This window comes from Streptomyces albireticuli (assembly GCF_002192455.1).
In the GTDB taxonomy this organism is placed as follows: Bacteria; Actinomycetota; Actinomycetes; order Streptomycetales; family Streptomycetaceae; genus Streptomyces; species Streptomyces albireticuli_B.
Window position 1 is genome coordinate 3,164,600 of record NZ_CP021744.1, and the last position, 18,397, is coordinate 3,182,996.

An 18,397-nucleotide genomic window follows, 5' to 3' on the forward strand; every position below is an offset into this window, starting at 1 on the left:
AATGAGGCCCACGTCACGCCCGCGGGGCCGGGGGCCGGGGACCGGGGGCCGGGGGCTACGTCCAGAGGACGGCGACGAAGACATTGGCCACCGTGAGCGCGCCCACCGTGCCGAAGGCCGCGGCCTCGACCTTCTCGTCGTCCCGCTTCACGTAGACGAGCCCGAGGATCACGACGAGCAGGGCCAGCTTCACACCGATCTTGACGGTGTCGAGGGTGTTGCCCTCGGCCTGGTTGAGGCCGACCAGCGCCACGCCGGTGACCAGCATGGTCAGCGCGCCGTGCAGCATCGCGGGGACCATGCGCGCCTCGCCCTTGCCCATGGCCTTCATCTGGGTCAGGAAGCCGCCCAGCAGGGCCGCGATGCCGATGATGTGGAGGCCGACGACGGCGTGAATCAGTACGTCCATGAGGACCGACCCTAGCCCGGCCCATACCAGCCGCCGGAGGCGAGGTGGGGCTCTATCGCCGCATCGGTCAGGCAGGACGTATATGAATCCAACCGCTCGCGAGGCACCCGGTCACCCTCTGTCGCAGTGCGGCCGATTCCAGGCATTACCGGTCATGTGCGTTCTGGGGCGTGACCGGTCCCAATAGCGTCCCTCTCCAGACGGCGGCGACCCGTGCTCTCCCCCCTCGTGGCGGGCCGCCGCCGTACCCGTCCGCGCCGTGCGGGACGGGCCGGCACGACAGCAGGTGTGCACGACCAGCAGGTGTGGAAGGAAGTGACGGCCGACGTGGCATCGCACCGAAAGCCCAGGCAGCATCCGCTCACCGGAGCCACGGCGCGGACCGCCGCCGGTCTGGCCCTCGCGGGCGCGGCCACCGCCACCGTCCTGGACGGCTCCGCCCAGGCCGCGCCGCACCCGACGCCGTCCCAGCTGCGGACCCGGATCGACCGGTACTACCAGGAGGCCGAGGCCGCCACCGAGCGCTACAACGGCGCCAAGGAGAAGGCCGACCGGGCGGAGTCCACGCTGGAGGGCCTCCAGGACGAGGCGGCCCGCCGGACCGCGCGGCTCAACACCGCCCGCAACGCCCTGGGGTCCGTCGCCACCGCCCAGTACCGCGAGGGCTCCCTGCCGACGAGCGTGCGGCTGCTGATGTCCGCCTCCCCCGAGCAGTACCTGGAACGGGCGTCCATGAGCGACCGCGCGGGCGTCCGGCGGAGCATCGCCGTCACCCGCTACCGGGACGAGCTGCGGGACGTGGAGCAGGTGCGGACGACCGCCGGGGGCCGGCTCGCGGAGCTCCGGCGGGAGAAGGCCACGCTCGCCCGGCACAAGCGCGCGGTCGAGTCGAAGCTGACCGAGGCCCGCAAGATCCTGGAGCGGCTGCCCGAGGAGCACCGCGCGGCGGTGGCCCGGGGTGACGCGGCGCCGCAGGCCGCCCCGGCCGGCGGTGTCACGTCGGCCGTGCCCGCCGCGCTCCATACGGGCGGGAGCGTGGTCGGCGGCGCGGCGCAGGCCCCGACCCAGCGGGCCGCGCGGGCCGTGGCCTACGCGTACTCCGCGCTCGGCAAGCCGTACGTCTGGGGGGCGACGGGCCCGTCCGCCTTCGACTGCTCGGGGCTGACGCAGGCGGCCTGGCGGGCGGCGGGGGTGTCGCTGCCGCGCACGACGTACACGCAGATCAACGCGGGGCGGCGGATCTCGCGGGGGGCTCTCGCCCCGGGTGACCTGGTGTTCTTCTACTCCGGGGTGAGCCATGTGGGGATCTACGTGGGCGGTGGGCGCATGATCCACGCACCGCATCCGGGGGCGCCGGTGCGGATCGCCCCGGTCGACGAGATGCCGTTCGCGGGGGCGTCGCGGCCGGCTTGATTCTCAGCCCGACCGGCGCTTGAGGCCACCGCGCGTCAGCCCGTCCGGCGCTTGAGGCCACCGCACTTCAGCGCGGCAGGGGGCCCGGGGGCGGAACCCCTGGTTCCGGGAGGGGGCGGGTGGGGGAAAACCCGCCCGTCACCCCTTCACCTGCTGCGTCAGCCACCGGAACACATCCGGCACCTGCCGCTTCCACACCGCCGTCCCGTGGCCGCCCGCCCCCGCCGGGATCATGTGCACCTTCACCGTCGTCGGCGGCTTCGCGGCCTGCTTGAGGGCCAGGCCCCCCTGGTAACCGTCGCCCTCCGCGCCGGAGACGAACAGCGACACGGCCGGCGGCGTCTTCGCGCGCTGGAGGATCTTCAGCGGGTTGTGCTCGTCGCGCAGCTCGGGCGTCTTCGCCGTAAGGGAGGAGGGTTCGCCGACGGGGTCGTTGTAGCCGGAGAGGCTGACGCCCGCGTGGTAGCGGTCGGGGTGCGCGACGGCGAGCTTCGCGGCGCAGTGCGCGCCCGCCGAGTAGCCGGCGACGGCCCAGCCGGCGGCCTTCTCCTCGGCCCGGAAGTTGTCGGTGACCATTTTGCGGACGTCGACGCTCAGCCAGGTGTCGGCGTTGACCTTGCCCGGGATGTTGGCGCAGCCGGTGTCGACGTCGCCGAGGAGCGTGGTGCGGGGCGCCACCACGATGAACGGGGCGACCTCGCCCTTCTCCATCATCGGCTTCAGCTGGGTGTTGACCTCCAGCGTGCCGAACCAGGCCTTCGCCGAGCCGGGGAAGCCCGGCAGCACCTCGACGACGGGGAACTTCCGGTCCTTGTACGCGGGGTCGTCGTACTGCGGCGGCAGCCAGACGTAGACCTCGCCCTCGACTCCGGATACCCGGCCCTTGAGCTTGGTCTCCTGGACGCCGGGGCCCATCCGCCGGTCGGACGCGGGCGTGAACTTCTGGACCACCTTCGGCTCGGCATCCGCGTTCTTGCCGCCGGTGCCGTCCGGCCCGAGGTCGACCGCCGTCCGGACGTGGTCGCCGGTGCCGAGCAGGTCGTCCCAGGTGTCGAAGAGGCCGTTGGAGTTGTTGACGACCACGAAGACCATCGTGAGGGCCGTCACCTGCGCGAAGAGCAGCATGCACAGCCGCGCCAGGAACCGTACGGGCCGGGGCCCGCCGACCCTGCTCCACAGGGCCAGCGGCAGGACGAGCGCCACCACGACCAGGGCGATCGTGGTGAGGAAGAAGGGTGTCCCCGTCAGGCTCATCAGGCTCTCGTTTCGGGTGTCGGACCCGGCGCGGGCCCTGGGCCCTGCGCAAGTGAGAGCCTCTCGTCCGTTCTAGATGGCCTGACGGCCTCCTCGGTTCCCGGTCGCGGTACGGGCTCGGGTGCGGCCGGGCGGTCAGACCAGCCTGCGGGCCGTCGCCCAGCGGGTCAGCTCGTGCCGGTTGGACAGCTGGAGCTTGCGCAGCACCGCCGAGACGTGGGACTCCACCGTCTTCACGGAGATGAACAGCTGCTTGGCGATCTCCTTGTAGGCGTAGCCACGGGCGATCAGGCGCAGCACCTCGCGCTCGCGCTGGGTGAGGCGGTCGAGATCCTCGTCGACCGGCGGGGCGTCGGTGGAGGCGAAGGCGTCGAGGACGAAGCCGGCCAGCCGGGGCGAGAAGACGGCGTCGCCGTCCTTGACCCGGAAGACGGCGTCGACCAGGTCGGTGCCGGTGATGGTCTTGGTGACGTAGCCGCGGGCGCCGCCGCGGATGACGCCGATGACGTCCTCGGCGGCGTCGGACACCGACAGCGCGAGGAAGCGGACCGGGTGCTCCGGGTCGGCCATCAGCGGGGCGCAGCGGCGCAGCACCTCCACCCCGCCGCCACCGGGGAGGTGGACGTCCAGCAGGACGACCTCGGGGCGGGTCGCGGTGATCACGGTGACGGCCTGGTCGACGTCGGCGGCCTCGCCCACGACCTCGACGCCCGTGCGGTCGGTGGCCCCGATCTCCGCCTGCACACCCGTCCGGAACATCCGGTGGTCGTCCACCAGCACGACCCGTACGTGGCGCTCCGTCGTCTCTTCGGTCGTCATGCCGCCGCCCTCTCCATTTCCAGCTCCACTTCGGTTCCCCCACCGGGCACGGAGCGCAGTCTCGCCGTGCCGCCGTTGCGCTGCATCCTGCCGATGATGGACTCGCGGACGCCCATCCGGTCGTCCGGCACCGCGTCCAGGTCGAAGCCGGGCCCGCGGTCGCGCACGGAGAGGAAGACCGTGCGCCCCTCGACCTCGGCGTAGACCTGGACGGCGCCGCCCTCGCCACCGTACTTGGCGGCGTTGACCATGGCTTCACGGGCGGCCTGCATCTGTGCGGCCAGCCTCTCGTCCAGGGGGCAGTCGCCGACGACCACGACCTCGATCGGCACCCCGTGGTGGTCCTCGACCTCGGCGGCCGTGGCCTTGACGGCCTCGGCGAGGGTCGTGGGCTCCTCCGCCTCGTCCTTCCCCCGCCCCTCCGGCCGGTACAGCCAGGCGCGCAGCTCGCGCTCCTGGGCGCGGGCGAGCCGGGCGACCTCGCGGGGGTCCTCGGCGTTGCGCTGGATCAGGGTGAGGGTGTGCAGGACGGAGTCGTGGACGTGCGCGGCCACCTCGGCCCGCTCCTGGGCGCGGATGCGCATGGTGCGTTCGGCGGAGAGGTCCTGGGTCATCCGTACGAGCGAGGGTCCGGCCAGCAGCGCGATGCCGACGAGGACGGCCAGCGACGCCTGGAGGACGGTGCCGAGGTGCTCCGCCGAGCCCTGGAGGACGACGATGCCGGTGACGCCGATGCCGGCCAGGGCGACGCCCGCGGCGCCGCGGGCGAGCGGCAGGACGCGCTTGCGGCGGCTGACCTCCATCCAGTGGGCGCGGCGGGCGTTGTCCGCCTGGCGCCAGACGAGGGCTACGCCCGCGCCGACGAGCAGCAGCGGCCAGATGTAGGCGTTGGCCCGGCCGAGGTGGAGGTTGTCGACGAAGATCGCGGCGCCGATGACGAGCGCGAGGAGCGCGACGACCTGACCCCGGTCGGGCTTACGGGCGAAGAGGCGCCGCCGCCCGTCGGGCAGGGTCTCGGCGGGCGCCGGGCGCGGCGCCTCGACGCCGCCGACGCCGAGCGGCACGACGAACCAGAACACCGCGTAGAGCACCGCGCCCATGCCCTGGGCCAGCAGCAGCGCCAGGAAGACGATCCGCACCCAGGAGACCGGCGCCCCCAGGTGCCCGGCGAGACCACGGGCGACGCCGCCGAGCATCCGGCCCTCGGCGCTGCGGTAGAGCTTGCGCGGGGGGATGTCCGCGCGGGGCGGCGTCGGCGACGGTGGGGCGGTGGTCATGGTCCGATCGTCACATGCGGGCGTGTGTACGGGCATCAGGGTTGGACCCTGACGGGACCCGGGGGTGGGGGTGGGTGAGCGGCGGCGGGTGGGTGGCGGCCGGTGGGCTGGTGCGGGGGGGTGTGCCCTGCGGGCGGCTTGTTCCCCAGCCCCGCCCCTTCCCGAAACCGGGGGCAAGCCCCCGGGCCCCCGTTCCGCGCTGACGCGCGGTGTCCTCAAACGCCGGACGGGCTGATTTTCAGCCCGTCCGGCGTTTGAGGACAGGGGTCCGGGGCGGAGCCCCGGTTTCGGGAAGGGGCGGGGCTGGGGAAAGGCCGCCCGCAGGGCACACCGCCGTCCCCCTACCGCCCCGGCCGAAACCCGTCCCGCACCGCATCGAACACCGGCCGATGCCGCTCCCAATCCGCCTTCGGCCCCGACAGATAGATCGCGTACTCGCTACCCCCCTCACGCCCGAACCCCAGGTCGATCGCCCGGAAATCCCGCGCGCGCCCCTTGAACTCGAACTCCCAGACCGCCGCCGGCTCCCCCCGGTACGTGGTCTCCTGCATGCGCCCCCGCTGGTAGCCGTCGACCTTGGTCCGCATCTGCGACTCGACGTCCTTCCAGTGCTGGAGGTGGTCGGGGCTCGCGAAGCCCAGGACGTTGACCTTGAGGTTCACCAGGCCGGTGCGGTCGATGTAGTCGACCTCCACGGCCGACTTGGCACGGCGGGTCCAGCCGTCCGGGACGGGGAAGGAGACGCCGAGCTTCTCCTCCTTGACCAAGTGGTAGCCCTTGGGCACGGGCGGGAGCGGCGTGGTGGACGCCGAGGGCCGCGCCGGTGCCGGGGAGGCGTCCGGCTTCGGGGCGTCCTTCGCGGGCGCGTCGCGGGCGGTGGTGTCCTCGGTGCCGCCGTCGCGGAGGTAGAGGGCCGCGCCGCCCGCCAGACCGGCGACCGCGACGACGGAGACCGCGATCGCGATCCACAGGGACGCGCGCTTGGGGCGGCGTTCGCCGCTGTCGCCCTTACGGTCGCTGGTTGCCTGGCCCTCACCCTTACGGTCACCCGCGCCGTCGACCGGCACCGGCTCGGGCACGGTGACCGGCTCCGCGGCCGGCGCCACGGGGCGGGGCGCCTCCGCGCGGGCGTCCCCGAGGTCGCTTCCGGGAGCGGCGTCCGGCGTGCCCACCGGCATCAGCGTCGTCTCCGCCTCCGCCGCCGGCTCCCGCAGGATCTGCTCGGCCAGCTCGGCCGGGGGCCGCAGGTCCGGCTCCTTGGCGAGGAGGGTCTCGACGAGCCTGGTCAGCGCGCCCGCCCGGCGCGGCGGCTCCAGGGGGTCCATGGCGATCGCGTAGGCCGTCTCGACGGCCGTGTCCTTGCGGAACGGCGGCCGGCCCTCCAGCGCCTGGTAGAGGGTCGCGCCGAGGGCCCACAGGTCGGAGGCGGGGCCGGGCTTGCCGCCCTTGACCCGCTCGGGCGCGATGTAGTCGATCGAGCCGACCATCTCGCCGGTCTTGGTGAGGGTCGAGGTGCCGGTGGACCGGGCGATGCCGAAGTCGGTGAGGACGACCCGGCCGTCGGCGCCGAGGAGGACGTTGCCCGGCTTCACGTCGCGGTGCAGCACCCCGGCGGCGTGCGCCGCGCGCAGCGCCGCGATCATCCCGCGCCCGATGCGGGCGGCCTCCTCGGGGGTGACCGTGCCGTCCTGGAGGACGTCGCCGAGCGTCCGGGAGGGCACGTACTCCATGACGATGCAGGGCAGCCCCCGGTCGTCGACGACGTCGTGGACGACGACCACGTTGGGGTGGTTGATCCGGGCGGCGGCGCGGGCCTCGCGGCGGGTGCGCTCGTAGAGCGTGGCGAGCTCGTCCTCGTCCAGGTAGGGCGAGACGTGCAGCTGCTTGAGCGCCACCTGACGGTCGAGCAGCTCGTCCTGGGTGCGCCAGACCGTGCCCATGCCGCCGCGGCCGATCCGGTCCAGGAGCCGATAACGCCCGGCTATCAGCCGACCCTGGTCCGGCCACGGCCCCGCCGCCGCGGACCCGGACACTGACTCCGTCACCCTGCACCCCTCCGGTTCCCCCGTAAGTGATCGATGCGCCACGATAGCGGGCACCTTCTCAGGGGATATCTCAGGGAACGGCCAGGGTCGCCAGGTGTGCCGCAAGCGCGTTCCGGTTGACACCATGTCCTGTATGACCGACACACCCACCAGCGAGGACGCGCAACCGGCGGGCGCGGTTCACGGCATTCCACCCGAGTCCCGGCCGCCCCTGCGGCGCAGCCGTGACCACAAGGCGGTCGCCGGTGTGTGCGGCGGCGCGGGCCGCTGCTTCGACCTGGACCCCGTGATCTTCCGGGTGGTGCTGGGCGTCCTCTCGGTCACGGGCGGTCTGGGCCTGATCTTCTACGGGTTCGCCTGGCTGCTGATCCCGCTGGAGGGCGAGGAGGAGAACGAGGGCCGCCGGCTGCTGTCGGGGCGGGTCGAGGGCCCGGCGCTGACGGCGGTGCTGTGCGCGCTGGTGGGCTGCGGCCTGTTCCTGTCGATGCTCAACAACAGCGCGGTGATGTCCTTCGGTCTGCTGCTGACGCTCGCCACGGCGGGCGCCGCGTACTGGTCGCGGCACCGGACGGAGGCGGCGGAGGAGGAGGACGTCCCGGCCGCGCAGAAGCACGCGCAGAAGCCCAAGACGGCTCCGGCACCGCCCGAGACCCAGGCGCCGCCCGCCCCGGGCGGCCCGTCGTGGTGGCGGGACCCGATCGTCAAGGACGGCACGACGGGCCCGATGGGCGCGGAGACCGGCTATCTGTGGGGCCCGGACGACGGCCCGTGGGACAGCGGGCCCGACGCGGGCCGGGCGGCGGTCCGCCGCCCGGTGAAGGCGGCGGTCAGGCCGCTGGGCGGCTGGACGTTCCTGCTGGCCTTCCTCGCGTTCGCGCTGGGCACCGGCCTGGCCTGGGACCACCAGCCGCTGGGCACCTGCCTGGAGATCGGTCTGGCGTCGGCCCTGGGCGTCTTCGGGCTCGGCATGGCGGTCAGCTCGCTCTACGGGCGCACGGGCGGCGGCACCGTCGTGGCGGCCGTGCTGACGGCGGGGCTGCTGTCGGGCGCCGCCGCGCTGCCGAAGTCGGTGAGCACCGACTGGACGCGGTCGACGTGGCGCCCGGCGGAGGTCTCGGCGGTGCGCGGGGAGTACCGGGTGGGCAGCGGCGTCGGCGAGCTCGACCTGACGGGCCTGGCCTGGCCGGAGGACGCCCCGGTCCGCACGGGCGCCGAGGTCGGGGCCGGGCAGCTCAGGGTGGTGCTCCCGGAGGACGTCACCGCGAAGCTCACCATCGACGTCGGCGTCGGCGACATCCAGCTGCCCGGCGAGGCGACCGACAACATCGACGTGCGGCCCGGCCAGAAGCGGAGCGTGACGCTGGACCCCGTCCCCGGGAAGTCCTCCCGGGGCACCCTGGAGCTCCGTCTCAAGGCCGGCATCGGACAGGTGGAGGTGACCCGTGAGGCGGCATGACTTCGAACCGGGCAAGCTCGTGGTCGGGCTGGTGCTGCTGGGCGGCTGCGCCGCCTACCTCGCCGCGGCCCACGGCTCCTGGCACTTCCCGTCCTACGCCCTGCTGCCGGTCCTGGCCGCCGGCTTCTGCCTGGCGGGCCTGGTGTCCTTCCTGGCGTTCGTGATCCGCCGGGCCCGCGCCCGGGGCGCCGACCCGGACGGACCCGGCGGCCGCCGCCCCCTCGGCTGACGGCGGGGGCGGCGCTCAGGCGCCCGTACGGATGCCCAGCGCGCTGCCCGCCAGCCACTCCTGCCAGTCGATGTTCCAGTCGCCGTAGCCGTTGCCGAAGCGGTCCATCGGCTTGGGCTTGGTGCCGCCCACGACCCGCACGACGTCGCCCTTGAGGCTCATCCCGTACAGCCACTTGGCGTTCTCGGTGGACATGCCGATGCAGCCGTGGCTGACGTTCTCCTTGCCGAACGACTCGGCGTTGTCCGGGGCCGCGTGCACGTACTCGCCGCTGATCGTCTCGCGCATGCTGTAGTCGTACGAGCCGAAGAAGCCGTCGGGGTGGTTGCGCGGGATGCCGATGGAGAGCGAGTCCATGACGACGCGGCCCTCCTTGGCGAGGATCGTCTTGATGCCCTCGCGGGTGCCGAAGCCCTTCGACTCGTCGCCGCCGCTGATCTCGATGGTGCGCAGGGTCTTGCCGTTGCGCACGACGGTCATCTTGCGGGTCTTGAGGTCCACGGTGTTGACCATGGAGTCGCCGACGGTGAAGGAGACCTTGCGGTCGCCGGCGGCGGCCGTGCCGTCGGCGAGCTGAACCCCCGCCAGGCGCGCGTCGAGGGTCACCTCGGTACCGGCGGGCCAGAACTTCTCGGGCCGGAAGTGGACGCGGGTGTCGCCCTTCGTCTCGTTCCAGTGCCAGGCGCCCGGGACCCGCGGGGAGGTCGAGACCTTCAGCCGTCCCTCGATGCCGGCCCGCAGCTCGGGCGAGACCTTCTGCTGCTTGAAGACGAGGGCGAGGGGCTGGCCGACGCCGACCTTCTCGCCGTTCGCCGGGGCTATCTCGGGACGTACGACCCGGGCGGCGCCGGCCAGCGTCTTCGCGGGCGGCGCGGGCTTCTCGACCACGGGCGTGGCGGAGGGCGACGGCGCGGTGGAGGACGGGGAGGACTTGGCGGCGGGCCGCTCCTCGGCCTCGGCGCCACCCCCGCACGCGGTGACGGCCAGGCCCGTCAGGGCCACGGCGGCGGACAGCCCGACGCAACGGGAAAGGCGGCGCATGGTTCTCCTACCGGTGTCTCTTCGGTGTCTCCGCACGCCCCGGCGAGCCCGGGGCGTGGCGTCGCCGGGACGCGCCCGGCACCGCGGGACGCCCCGCGACGCCCGGGGCCGCGCCGCCGGGACATGACGATGCCGAGGCGGGTATGCCTCGGCATCGATCCATCCTAGGTGGCGCATGTGGCGATATAAGAGCCCCGAAAGGACGAGCCACCCCCGCCGACGGGAGGGGTCACCACCCCGCCGGGCTCCCCCTGGCCGGTCAGTCCAGCAGCTCGGGCTCGCTCCGGGTGATCTGCTGGTACAGCGGCTGGTAGTTGATCCACGCGACCAGGTCGTTGCCCAGCTGCTCGCGCGTGTGCTCCGCGCTCGCCGGGTCGATGAGCACCGGTTTCCCGGCGGCCTTCGCCAGGAGCTGGACCTGGCAGGAACGTTCCATGGTGATGAACCACCACGCCGCCGCGTCGACCGAGTCGCCCACGGTCAGCAGCCCGTGGTTGCGCAGGATCACGGCCTTGTGCGGGCCGAGCGCGGTCGCGATGCGGCGCCCCTCCTCCTCGTCCACGACGACGCCGGTGTAGTCGTCGAAGAGCGCGTGGTCCTGGTAGAAGGCGCACACGTCCTGGGTGATCGGCTCCAGCAGCTCCCCCAGCGCGGACAGGGCCCGCCCGTGGACGGAGTGGCTGTGGGCGGCGGCCACGACGTCCGGCCGGGCCTTGTGGACCTGCGCGTGGATGGCGAACGCCGCCTGGTTGACGTGGTGGCGGCCCTCGACGACCTGGCCCAGGTGGTTGACCATGATCAGGTCGCTGACGGTGATGTGCTTGAAGGACATCCCGAAGGGGTTGACCCAGAAGCAGTCCGTGAACTCCGGGTCCCGCGCGGTGATGTGCCCCGCGACACCCTCCTCGAAGCCGAACCGGCCGAAGAGCCGCAGCGCGGCGGCCAGCCGCTCCTTGCGGTGGCGGCGCTCGTCCTCGGCACTGTCGTGCTTCGGCGGCATGGCGAACGTCAGGCTGTCGGTGGGAACGGGCTCGGGCGTCTGCGACATGAGGCGGCTCCTTCGCTGCGCGCGTCCGGTACGCAACGGAAGCTACCTCCGGGTAGGCGCGGGCGACAGGGCCGCGTGCGGCGGAGCTGCTCGGGCGGCCCGTGTTGCGCCTGCGGCGGGCTTGTTCCCCACCCCGCCCCTTCCCGTAACCGGGGGCAAGCCCCCGGGCCCCCGTTCCGCGCTCCGCGCGGTGGCCTCAATCGCCGGCCGGGCTTGATTTGCCCGGTTCCGGGCGACAAATCAGCCTGTCCGGCGTTTGAGGACCGGGGTCCGGGGCGGAGCCCCGGTTCGGGAAGGAGCGGGGTGGGGCAAGGCCGCCCGCCCCGCATGCTCCAGGATCGCGTCCGCCAGCGGCCGCAGGCACTCACGCGGCAGGGCGTGCCCTATCCCCGGCATCACCACGAGGCGGGCCCCCGCGACCGCCTGGGCGAGGTGGCGGGCGTGCGGCGGCGGGAAGACGGGCTCGGCGGTGGCTTCGACGACGAGCGTGGGGACGGTGTTCCGGGCCAGCTCGGCCGTGCGCAGCAGGCCCGAGGCGTCGGCGCGGCGGTGGGCGGTGGTGACGTCGTGGCGGCCGGCGTGCTCGATGTCGCGGCGCTCCCGCTCGCGCAGCTCCTCCGCGTGGAAGGGCAGCTCGTCGCCGCTGAGCAGCCGCCAGTGCGCCACCCGCCGGTCGAGCTCGGCCTCCGGGCCGTGGTCCGGGGCCGGGCGCGCCCACATCTCCAGGACGCGCGGGTCGACGCCGGGCAGGTCGGCGGCGGCGGTCTCGGTGCCGTCGGGGGCCGTCAGCGGGCGCTCGCTGAGCGCGCAGGTGCCGATCAGCGTGGCGCTCAGCAGCCGCTCGGGGTGGTCGGCGAGCAGCAGCTGGGCCAGCAGCCCGCCGAGGGACAGGCCGACGACGTGCGCGCGCCCGGCGCCGTGGGCGTCCAGGACGGCGAGGGCGTCCGCCGCGAGGTCGGCGACGCGGTACGGCCGCAGCTCGTACGCCCGGGTGGAGCGGCCCGTGTCGCGGTGGTCGTAGCGGATCACGCGGTGGCGGACGGCGAGGGCGTCGACGAACTCCTCGGGCCAGCCCAGGGCGGAGACGGTGGCGCCCATGATCAGCAGGAGCGGGGGCGCGTCGGCCGGCCCCCGCGCCTCGGACCAGAGCCGCACACCGGGTGCGATGTCGACGGTTCGCCGCACGGCCGTCCCCTCCCACGGGTTCCTGGATGCCGGTCCCCCGGGGAAACGACCGCGCCGCCTCCCCGTCACGGACGGGAAGGCGGCGCGGGGGCCGTTCAGCGGGTGGGGACTACTCCCACTCGATGGTGCCCGGGGGCTTGCTCGTGATGTCGAGGACGACGCGGTTGACGTCGTCGACCTCGTTGGTGATGCGGGTCGAGATCTTGCCCAGCACGTCGTACGGCAGGCGCGACCAGTCGGCCGTCATGGCGTCCTCGGAGGAGACCGGGCGCAGGACGATCGGGTGGCCGTAGGTGCGGCCGTCGCCCTGGACGCCGACGCTGCGGACGTCCGCGAGCAGGACGACCGGGCACTGCCAGATCTCGCGGTCGAGACCGGCGGCGGTCAGCTCCTCGCGGGCGATGGCGTCGGCCTCGCGGAGCAGGTCCAGCCGCTCCTTGGTGACCTCGCCGACGATGCGGATGCCGAGGCCGGGGCCCGGGAAGGGCTGGCGCTGGACGATCTCGTCCGGCAGGCCCAGCTCGGCGCCGACCATGCGGACCTCGTCCTTGAACAGCTGGCGCAGCGGCTCGACGAGCTCGAACTCCAGGTCCTCGGGGAGGCCGCCCACGTTGTGGTGGGACTTGATGTTGGCGGTGCCGGTGCCGCCACCGGACTCGACCACGTCGGGGTAGAGCGTGCCCTGGACGAGGAACGCGACGTCCTCGCCCTCGGCACCGGCCTCGGCCACGATCTCGGCCTGGGCCTGCTCGAAGACGCGGATGAACTCACGGCCGATGATCTTGCGCTTGGTCTCCGGGTCGGAGACGCCGGCGAGGGCGGCCAGGAAGCGCTCCTGGGCGTCGACGACCTTCAGCTGGACGCCGGTGGCCGCGACGAAGTCCTTCTCGACCTGCTCGGTCTCGCCCTTGCGCATCAGGCCGTGGTCGACGTACACGCAGGTGAGCTGGTCGCCGATGGCCTTCTGGACGAGGGCCGCGGCGACGGCGGAGTCGACGCCGCCGGACAGACCGCAGATGGCGCGCTTGGTGCCGACCTGCGCGCGGATCGCGGCGACCTGCTCCTCGATGACGTTGCCGGTGGTCCAGGTGGGCTGGATGCCGGCGCCGCGGTAGAGGAAGTGCTCCAGGACCTGCTGGCCGTGCGTGGAGTGCATGACCTCGGGGTGGTACTGGACGCCGTAGAGCTTCTTCTCGTCGTTCTCGAAGGCGGCGACGGGGACGACGTCCGTGGACGCGGTGACCGTGAAGCCCTCGGGGGCGGCCGAGCAGGCGTCGCCGTGCGACATCCACACCGGCTGCTCGGCGGGGGTGCCCTCGAAGAGGGTCGAGCCCGGCCGGGAGACGGTCAGGGGCGTACGGCCGTACTCGCGGGCACCGGAGTTGTCGACGGTGCCGCCGAGGGAGGTGGCCATCAGCTGGAAGCCGTAGCACATGCCGAAGACGGGGACGCCGGCCTCGAACAGGGAGCGGTCCACGGTGGGAGCGCCCTCTTCGTAGACGGACGAGGGGCCGCCGGAGAGGATGATCGCCTTGGGCTTCTTCGCGAGCATCTCGGCCACCGGCATGGTGGACGGGACGACCTCGCTGTAGACCCGTGCCTCACGGACGCGGCGGGCGATGAGCTGGGCGTACTGCGCGCCGAAGTCGACAACGAGCACCGGCTCCGCGGTGTTGTCGTGGGCGGCGGGGGGTGCTGCTGACACGGGTGCGGCCTTCCGGCGGTGGTGAGGGGAGGGGGTCTCTATTTGTCGATTCTACCGGGGCGCGGGGGCTTGCTTTTGTCTCACCATCCGAACCCGGACCCGCCCGGCCTTGGCCGCGGGGCCGCTCCGGGGCCATACTGTCCCCCATGCGCAAGCACCTGACCTACGTCTTTACCTATGGCGACCGGCCCGTCCGGCTGCCATGGTCGTGCTGCTTGAGCAACTGACAAGCGACTTCCCAGGCGCCCCGGGCCGACAAGGCCCGGGGCGCCTGTCGTTTTTCCCGGACCTTGCCGCTCCGGGGGGCCACGCCCCTTTGGAGGATCAGACATGAGCGCACAGAGCACCGTCCTGAAGGCCGACACCGGCGCCCGCACCGACGCGGCCGCGGACGTCATCACCGGCGCGCGGCAGCGGATCGACGACCTCGACGGCCGGATCATCGGCCTCGTGCAGGAGCGGATGGCCGTCTCGGCGGTGATCCAGCGCGAGCGCATCGGGTCCGGCGGCCGCCGCGTGAACCTGTCCCGCGAGATGGAGATCCTCAACCACTACAGCGAGCAGCTGGGCAAGCCGGGCACGGCCCTCGCGATGACGCTCCTGGAGCTGTGCCGGGGCCGGATCTGAGCCGCGTCCGACCGCCCCGCGCCGGGGCCCCGGACGCCCGTGTCCGGCGTCGCGTGCCGTACCGCCCCGTCACCCGTACGGCGCGTGACCGGCCCGCGGGCCGCTTCGTTGGACCCGGTGTCGCACCAGCCAGGAGCGGCCCACCGAGATCCACGCGTGGTTTCCGTCCTTGTTCATCCGGGCGCCCGGCGACGACAGGGCGGATCCGCCGGAGTGTGAGACGTGCGCGTACGTGCGTCGTGGGACCTCACTCCGGTGGCACGGCGACCGGTCAGCAGGGGACAGCAGTCCGGCCGCCACCGAAGGACGGTCGGTTCCGGGGACGCCTGGAACCGACCGTATCCGGTCGAAACGGTTGCGCCGAGCGCGATGCGTCCCGCACGATGCAAGGGGAGGAACGGAACTCCCGGCCCGCACCGCCATTGGTTCGACCAATCCTTCGAATCATGCGCCGGTACGCGACCGGATCCGGTCCCCGGACAGCCACTCCGGGAGCGGCACCAGCGCTCCCCGTACGACCAGCACGCACCAGCAGCACGACCGCACGCCAAAGCCCGCGGCGCTCCCCCCGGCGCCGCTCCGCGGCACCGACCCTGCCCTGACACTCGGTGCCGGCAGTCAAGGGCCCCGTGGCCGCCCGCACGCCCCCGCGGAGGCGGCCCGGGGCCCTTCGCCGTGCTCCTGCCGTACCGCCCCCGAGCGCCCTTGTGAAATCGCTCACGTGTGCGCGCCGGGTGATCTCGTGTCACAACGGGCGTCCTACGATGACAGCTGAACGTGCCAACCAGCACGGCCATACCGCGCTCTCCCCCCACCGCGACGGCCTTTACTTCGGAACCCAGAGGTCTCCATGAAGCTTCGCCGCGCTCTGGCGACTGCCGCTGTCACGGCTGCGATCGCGCCCGCCGCGCTGCTCGCGGCCCCTGCCGCGTACGCCGCGCAGGAGGCAGCGGCCGCGCCCGCGGGGTCCGTGAACGCCGGTACGTCCGGCGATACGGCGCCCGCCACGTCCGAGGACTCTTCGGCCGGGAAGGCGAAGAGCCACTCCGCCGCACCGGCGGCCGGGAAGGCCGTGCTGCCGGTCCCGGCCGCGGACGACAAGAACCCGCCCTCGGAGAACCCCTGCAAGAAGCAGGCCGACTCGAAGGAGAAGCGGGCCACCACCGAGCTGATCGGGTTCCCCGACAAGATCGTCGCCGGTGCCGACCCGCAGGAGTTCTTCCTCCGGGCCACCAACACCTCGAAAGATCGCATGAAGTCGATCTGCCTCCACGTGGACACCGAGAGCTGGGTGTCCGACGCGACCAGCACCGACTCGACCGGGTTCGTGACGCTGGAGTGGCAGGACCCGAAGGGGGCCTGGCAGCCGGTCATCAACAAGCGTAACGACTCGATCCACTTCGGCTACGTCGATGACCTCCCGACCGGCGAATACACCGACGCCAAGCTCCGGTTGAAGGTCGACGGCAAGGCGAAGGCCGGCACCGCGAACACCTACCACTCCGGCGTCTTCGTGGGCAAGGACGACGTGTGCGGGAAGACGGAGGCCAACGCCCAGGCCTCGGAGAAGTACAAGGACCGGAAATCCATCAAGATCCTGGCTGCCGACACCCAGCCCGGCAAGGTCGACCACTCCAAGAGCCCCTCGCCCTCCCCCAGTCACAGCAAGGACGGCGCCAAGTCCTCCGCCAGCCCGAGCGCGAGCGCCAGCGCCTCCGCCAAGGCCGGTTCCAGTGCCCGCCCGAGCGCGAGCGCCAGCGCCTCTTCGAGCACCGGCACCACCGGCACCACCACGACGAGCGGCGGCACCACCACGGGCGGCAGCGGCACGTCCGCCCAGGGGAGCCTGTCGAACACGTCGGCCAACAGTGAGCTCGCCAAGACCGGTTCCTCGTCCTCGACCCCGGTGATCGCCGGGCTCGCGGGGGCCGCCGTCGTGGCGGGCGGCGCGGCCGTGGCCGTCACGCGGCGCCGTAAGAACAACACCTGAGCACCGGCTCGGTGAACAGGTAAGAACGGGTAAGAACAGGTAAGGCCCGCACTCCAGGAGTGCGGGCCTTACCGCTTCCTACGCCTCGGGCGGCCGCGCGGGAGGCACCGGCGGTACCGCCAGGAACGGCAGCCGGAGGGCCGCGAACGCCTCCTTGGGGACCGTCGGGTACCGCGGCTCGACCGTGGCCACGCGCTCGTACGGGCGGCCCTGCGCCGGGCGCGGGTCCGCGTCGCCCTTGTTCGGCCAGAGCGACATCGCGCGTTCCGCCTGGGCCGTGATGGTCAGGGACGGGTTGACGCCGAGGTTGGCGGAGACGGCGGCGCCGTCGACGACCGAGATGCCCGGGTGCCCGTACAGCCGGTGGTAGGGGTCGATGACGCCCCGGGAGGGGTCGGCGCCGATGGGGCAGCCGCCGATGAAGTGGGCGGTGAGCGGGGTGCCCATCAGCTCGCCGACGTTGCTGCCCGCGAAGCCGTTGATCTCCCCGGCGAGCAGGGTGGCGGCCTCGGCGGCCTCCGGGATCTGTGTCGGGTTGGGCGCGCCGTGCCCCTGCCGGGCGGTGAGCAGCCCTTTGCCGATGCCTTTGTCCTTACGGTAGGTCGTAAGGGAGTTGTCCAGCGACTGCATGACCAGCCCGATGATGGTCCGCTCGGACCAGCGGCGGTTGGACAGCGACCGCAGCAGCAGCACCGGGTGCCGGGCGCAGCGTGCCGCGAAGGCGAGTGCCCGGGGCGCCCGGGTGCCCACGGGCACCTGGAGGACGGACAGCAGGCCCATCGCGTTGGAGCCCTTGCCGTAGCGCACGGGCTCGATGTGGGTGTCGGCGTTGGGGTGGATGGAGGACGTGATGGCGACGCCGCGGGTGAAGTCGGCCCGGGGCTCGCCGTGGGCCTTGCGGTAGCGGCGGTCGTCGGTCTGGGCGCCCACCAGGGCCTCGGAGTTGGTGCGGGTCAGCCTGCCGAGGACGTCCGGGACGCGGGGCAGCAGGCCCTTGTCCTTCATGGTGTGCAGCAGCGCCTGTGTGCCGTAGGTGCCGGCGGCGACGACCACGTACCGCGCGCGCAGGACCCTCGGCCGGGCGCGGTCGGCGGTGCGGCGCTTGTCGGTGGGGACGGTGACGACGCGGTAGCCGCCGTCGCGGTGCTCGGTGACGGCGACGACGGTGGTCATGGGGTGGATGACGGCGCCGGCCTGCTCGGCGAGGTGCAGGTAGTTCTCGTTGAGGGTGTTCTTGGCGCCGTGGCGGCAGCCGGTCATGCACTCGCCGCACTCGGTGCAGGCCCTGCGGGTGGGGCCCGCGCCGCCGAAGTACGGGTCGGCGGCCTCCCCGCCCGGCGGGGCCTGCTCCGTGCCGTCGGCGTCCTGCCCGTCGCCGAAGAACACCCCCACGGGCGCCATGTGGAAGGTGTCACCGACGCCCATCTTCTCGGCGGCCGCCTTGAGATGGACGTCCGAGGGCGTCATCGTCGGGTTGAGGCGGGCGCCCAGCATGCGGCGCGCCTGGTCGTAGTACGGCCGCAGCTCCTCCCGCCAGTCGGTGATGCCGGCCCACTGCGGGTCGTCGAAGAACGGCTTCGGCGGCACGTAGAGGGTGTTGGCGTAGTTGAGCGAGCCGCCGCCGACGCCGGCGCCCGCCAGGACCATCACCTTGCCGAGCAGGTGGATCCGCTGGATGCCGTAGAGGCCGAGGGCGGGCGCCCACAGGTAGTTGCGCAGGTCCCAGGAGTTCCTGGGCAGCGTGTCCCGGGTGAAGCGCCGGCCCGCCTCCAGCACCCCGACGTCGTACCCCTTCTCGGTCAGGCGCAGGGCGGACACCGCCCCGCCGAAGCCCGAGCCGACGACGATCACGTCGTAGTCGAACGCTGACATCTTCACCTCCCGCCAGGACGGCCCGCC

Annotated in this window: 15 protein-coding genes; 5 read left to right on the forward strand and 10 right to left on the reverse strand. The window is 73.1% G+C overall.

Features of this window, described 5'->3' with window-relative positions:
• Positions 1-55: 55 nt before the first annotated feature.
• Positions 56-409, reverse strand: a complete 354-nt coding sequence (locus SMD11_RS13295; RefSeq protein ID WP_087926664.1) for a hypothetical protein — start codon at positions 407-409, stop codon at positions 56-58.
• 327 nt (positions 410-736) lie between these two features.
• Here SMD11_RS13295 and SMD11_RS13300 point away from each other — a divergent pair, with 327 nt between their 5' ends.
• On the forward strand, positions 737-1,822 hold the full coding sequence (locus SMD11_RS13300) for a C40 family peptidase (protein WP_234366024.1): 1,086 nt from the start codon (positions 737-739) through the stop codon (positions 1,820-1,822).
• 138 nt (positions 1,823-1,960) lie between these two features.
• On the opposite strand, the gene SMD11_RS13305 is transcribed toward SMD11_RS13300, so the two are convergent.
• The 4 genes from SMD11_RS13305 to SMD11_RS13320 all read right to left on the reverse strand — a co-directional run bounded on the left by SMD11_RS13305 (position 1,961) and on the right by SMD11_RS13320 (position 7,217).
• Entirely contained in the window at positions 1,961-3,076 is a 1,116-nt protein-coding gene (locus SMD11_RS13305; protein WP_087926665.1) for an alpha/beta hydrolase, read from the reverse strand.
• A 135-nt stretch (positions 3,077-3,211) separates the two neighbouring features.
• A complete protein-coding gene (locus tag SMD11_RS13310; RefSeq protein WP_087926666.1) occupies positions 3,212-3,895 on the reverse strand; it encodes a LuxR C-terminal-related transcriptional regulator in 684 nt (227 codons plus the stop codon).
• The gene (locus tag SMD11_RS13315) at positions 3,892-5,172 is read right to left on the reverse strand and encodes an ATP-binding protein (RefSeq protein WP_087926667.1); all 1,281 of its coding nucleotides are present in this window, start codon (positions 5,170-5,172) and stop codon (positions 3,892-3,894) included. Before SMD11_RS13315 ends, SMD11_RS13310 begins: the two co-directional genes overlap by 4 nt.
• A gap of 341 nt (positions 5,173-5,513) precedes the next feature.
• On the reverse strand, positions 5,514-7,217 hold the full coding sequence (locus SMD11_RS13320) for a serine/threonine-protein kinase (RefSeq protein ID WP_267896823.1): 1,704 nt from the start codon (positions 7,215-7,217) through the stop codon (positions 5,514-5,516).
• 133 nt (positions 7,218-7,350) lie between these two features.
• Here SMD11_RS13320 and SMD11_RS13325 point away from each other — a divergent pair, with 133 nt between their 5' ends.
• Together SMD11_RS13325 and SMD11_RS13330 are read left to right on the forward strand one after the other, a co-directional pair.
• Entirely contained in the window at positions 7,351-8,673 is a 1,323-nt protein-coding gene (locus tag SMD11_RS13325; protein ID WP_087926668.1) for a PspC domain-containing protein, read from the forward strand.
• Complete coding sequence (locus SMD11_RS13330) at positions 8,660-8,902, forward strand: hypothetical protein (protein ID WP_087926669.1); 243 nt, start codon at positions 8,660-8,662, stop codon at positions 8,900-8,902. Before SMD11_RS13325 ends, SMD11_RS13330 begins: the two co-directional genes overlap by 14 nt.
• Positions 8,903-8,917: 15 nt before the next feature.
• Here the strand turns inward: SMD11_RS13330 and SMD11_RS13335 are convergent, their stop codons facing one another.
• The 4 genes from SMD11_RS13335 to guaA all read right to left on the reverse strand — a co-directional run bounded on the left by SMD11_RS13335 (position 8,918) and on the right by guaA (position 13,881).
• On the reverse strand, positions 8,918-9,943 hold the full coding sequence (locus SMD11_RS13335; protein WP_087926670.1) for a L,D-transpeptidase: 1,026 nt from the start codon (positions 9,941-9,943) through the stop codon (positions 8,918-8,920).
• A 259-nt stretch (positions 9,944-10,202) separates the two neighbouring features.
• Positions 10,203-10,991 carry a class II aldolase/adducin family protein gene (locus tag SMD11_RS13340; RefSeq protein WP_087926671.1) on the reverse strand — a complete coding sequence of 263 codons (789 nt, stop codon included), beginning with the start codon at positions 10,989-10,991 and terminating at the stop codon, positions 10,203-10,205.
• Between the two features lie 240 nt (positions 10,992-11,231).
• Positions 11,232-12,176, reverse strand: a complete 945-nt coding sequence (locus SMD11_RS13345) for an alpha/beta fold hydrolase (RefSeq protein WP_087926672.1) — start codon at positions 12,174-12,176, stop codon at positions 11,232-11,234.
• A gap of 109 nt (positions 12,177-12,285) precedes the next feature.
• The gene (gene guaA / locus SMD11_RS13350; protein ID WP_087926673.1) at positions 12,286-13,881 is read right to left on the reverse strand and encodes a glutamine-hydrolyzing GMP synthase; all 1,596 of its coding nucleotides are present in this window, start codon (positions 13,879-13,881) and stop codon (positions 12,286-12,288) included.
• Positions 13,882-14,211: 330 nt separating this feature from the next.
• On the opposite strand from guaA, the gene SMD11_RS13355 reads away from it, so the two are divergent.
• On the forward strand, positions 14,212-14,508 hold the full coding sequence (locus SMD11_RS13355) for a chorismate mutase (protein WP_087926674.1): 297 nt from the start codon (positions 14,212-14,214) through the stop codon (positions 14,506-14,508).
• Between the two features lie 850 nt (positions 14,509-15,358).
• Complete coding sequence (locus tag SMD11_RS36375) at positions 15,359-16,498, forward strand: LAETG motif-containing sortase-dependent surface protein (RefSeq protein WP_234366025.1); 1,140 nt, start codon at positions 15,359-15,361, stop codon at positions 16,496-16,498.
• Positions 16,499-16,576: 78 nt separating this feature from the next.
• Here the strand turns inward: SMD11_RS36375 and SMD11_RS13365 are convergent, their stop codons facing one another.
• Positions 16,577-18,370, reverse strand: coding sequence for a GMC oxidoreductase (locus SMD11_RS13365; RefSeq protein WP_087926676.1), 1,794 nt, complete (start codon positions 18,368-18,370; stop codon positions 16,577-16,579).
• Positions 18,371-18,397 lie beyond the last annotated feature (27 nt).

Bases quoted from the DNA above. Each gene is read 5' to 3' on its own strand.
- SMD11_RS13295 (WP_087926664.1), bottom strand. From the start codon at position 409: ATGGACGTACTGATTCACGCCGTCGTCGGCCTCCACATCATCGGCATC.
- SMD11_RS13305 (WP_087926665.1), bottom strand. From the start codon at position 3,076: ATGAGCCTGACGGGGACACCCTTCTTCCTCACCACGATCGCCCTGGTC.
- SMD11_RS13310 (WP_087926666.1), bottom strand. From the start codon at position 3,895: ATGACGACCGAAGAGACGACGGAGCGCCACGTACGGGTCGTGCTGGTG.
- SMD11_RS13315 (WP_087926667.1), bottom strand. From the start codon at position 5,172: ATGACCACCGCCCCACCGTCGCCGACGCCGCCCCGCGCGGACATCCCC.
- SMD11_RS13325 (WP_087926668.1), top strand. From the start codon at position 7,351: ATGACCGACACACCCACCAGCGAGGACGCGCAACCGGCGGGCGCGGTT.
- SMD11_RS13335 (WP_087926670.1), bottom strand. From the start codon at position 9,943: ATGCGCCGCCTTTCCCGTTGCGTCGGGCTGTCCGCCGCCGTGGCCCTG.
- SMD11_RS13340 (WP_087926671.1), bottom strand. From the start codon at position 10,991: ATGTCGCAGACGCCCGAGCCCGTTCCCACCGACAGCCTGACGTTCGCC.
- SMD11_RS13355 (WP_087926674.1), top strand. From the start codon at position 14,212: ATGAGCGCACAGAGCACCGTCCTGAAGGCCGACACCGGCGCCCGCACC.
- SMD11_RS36375 (WP_234366025.1), top strand. From the start codon at position 15,359: ATGAAGCTTCGCCGCGCTCTGGCGACTGCCGCTGTCACGGCTGCGATC.
- SMD11_RS13365 (WP_087926676.1), bottom strand. From the start codon at position 18,370: ATGTCAGCGTTCGACTACGACGTGATCGTCGTCGGCTCGGGCTTCGGC.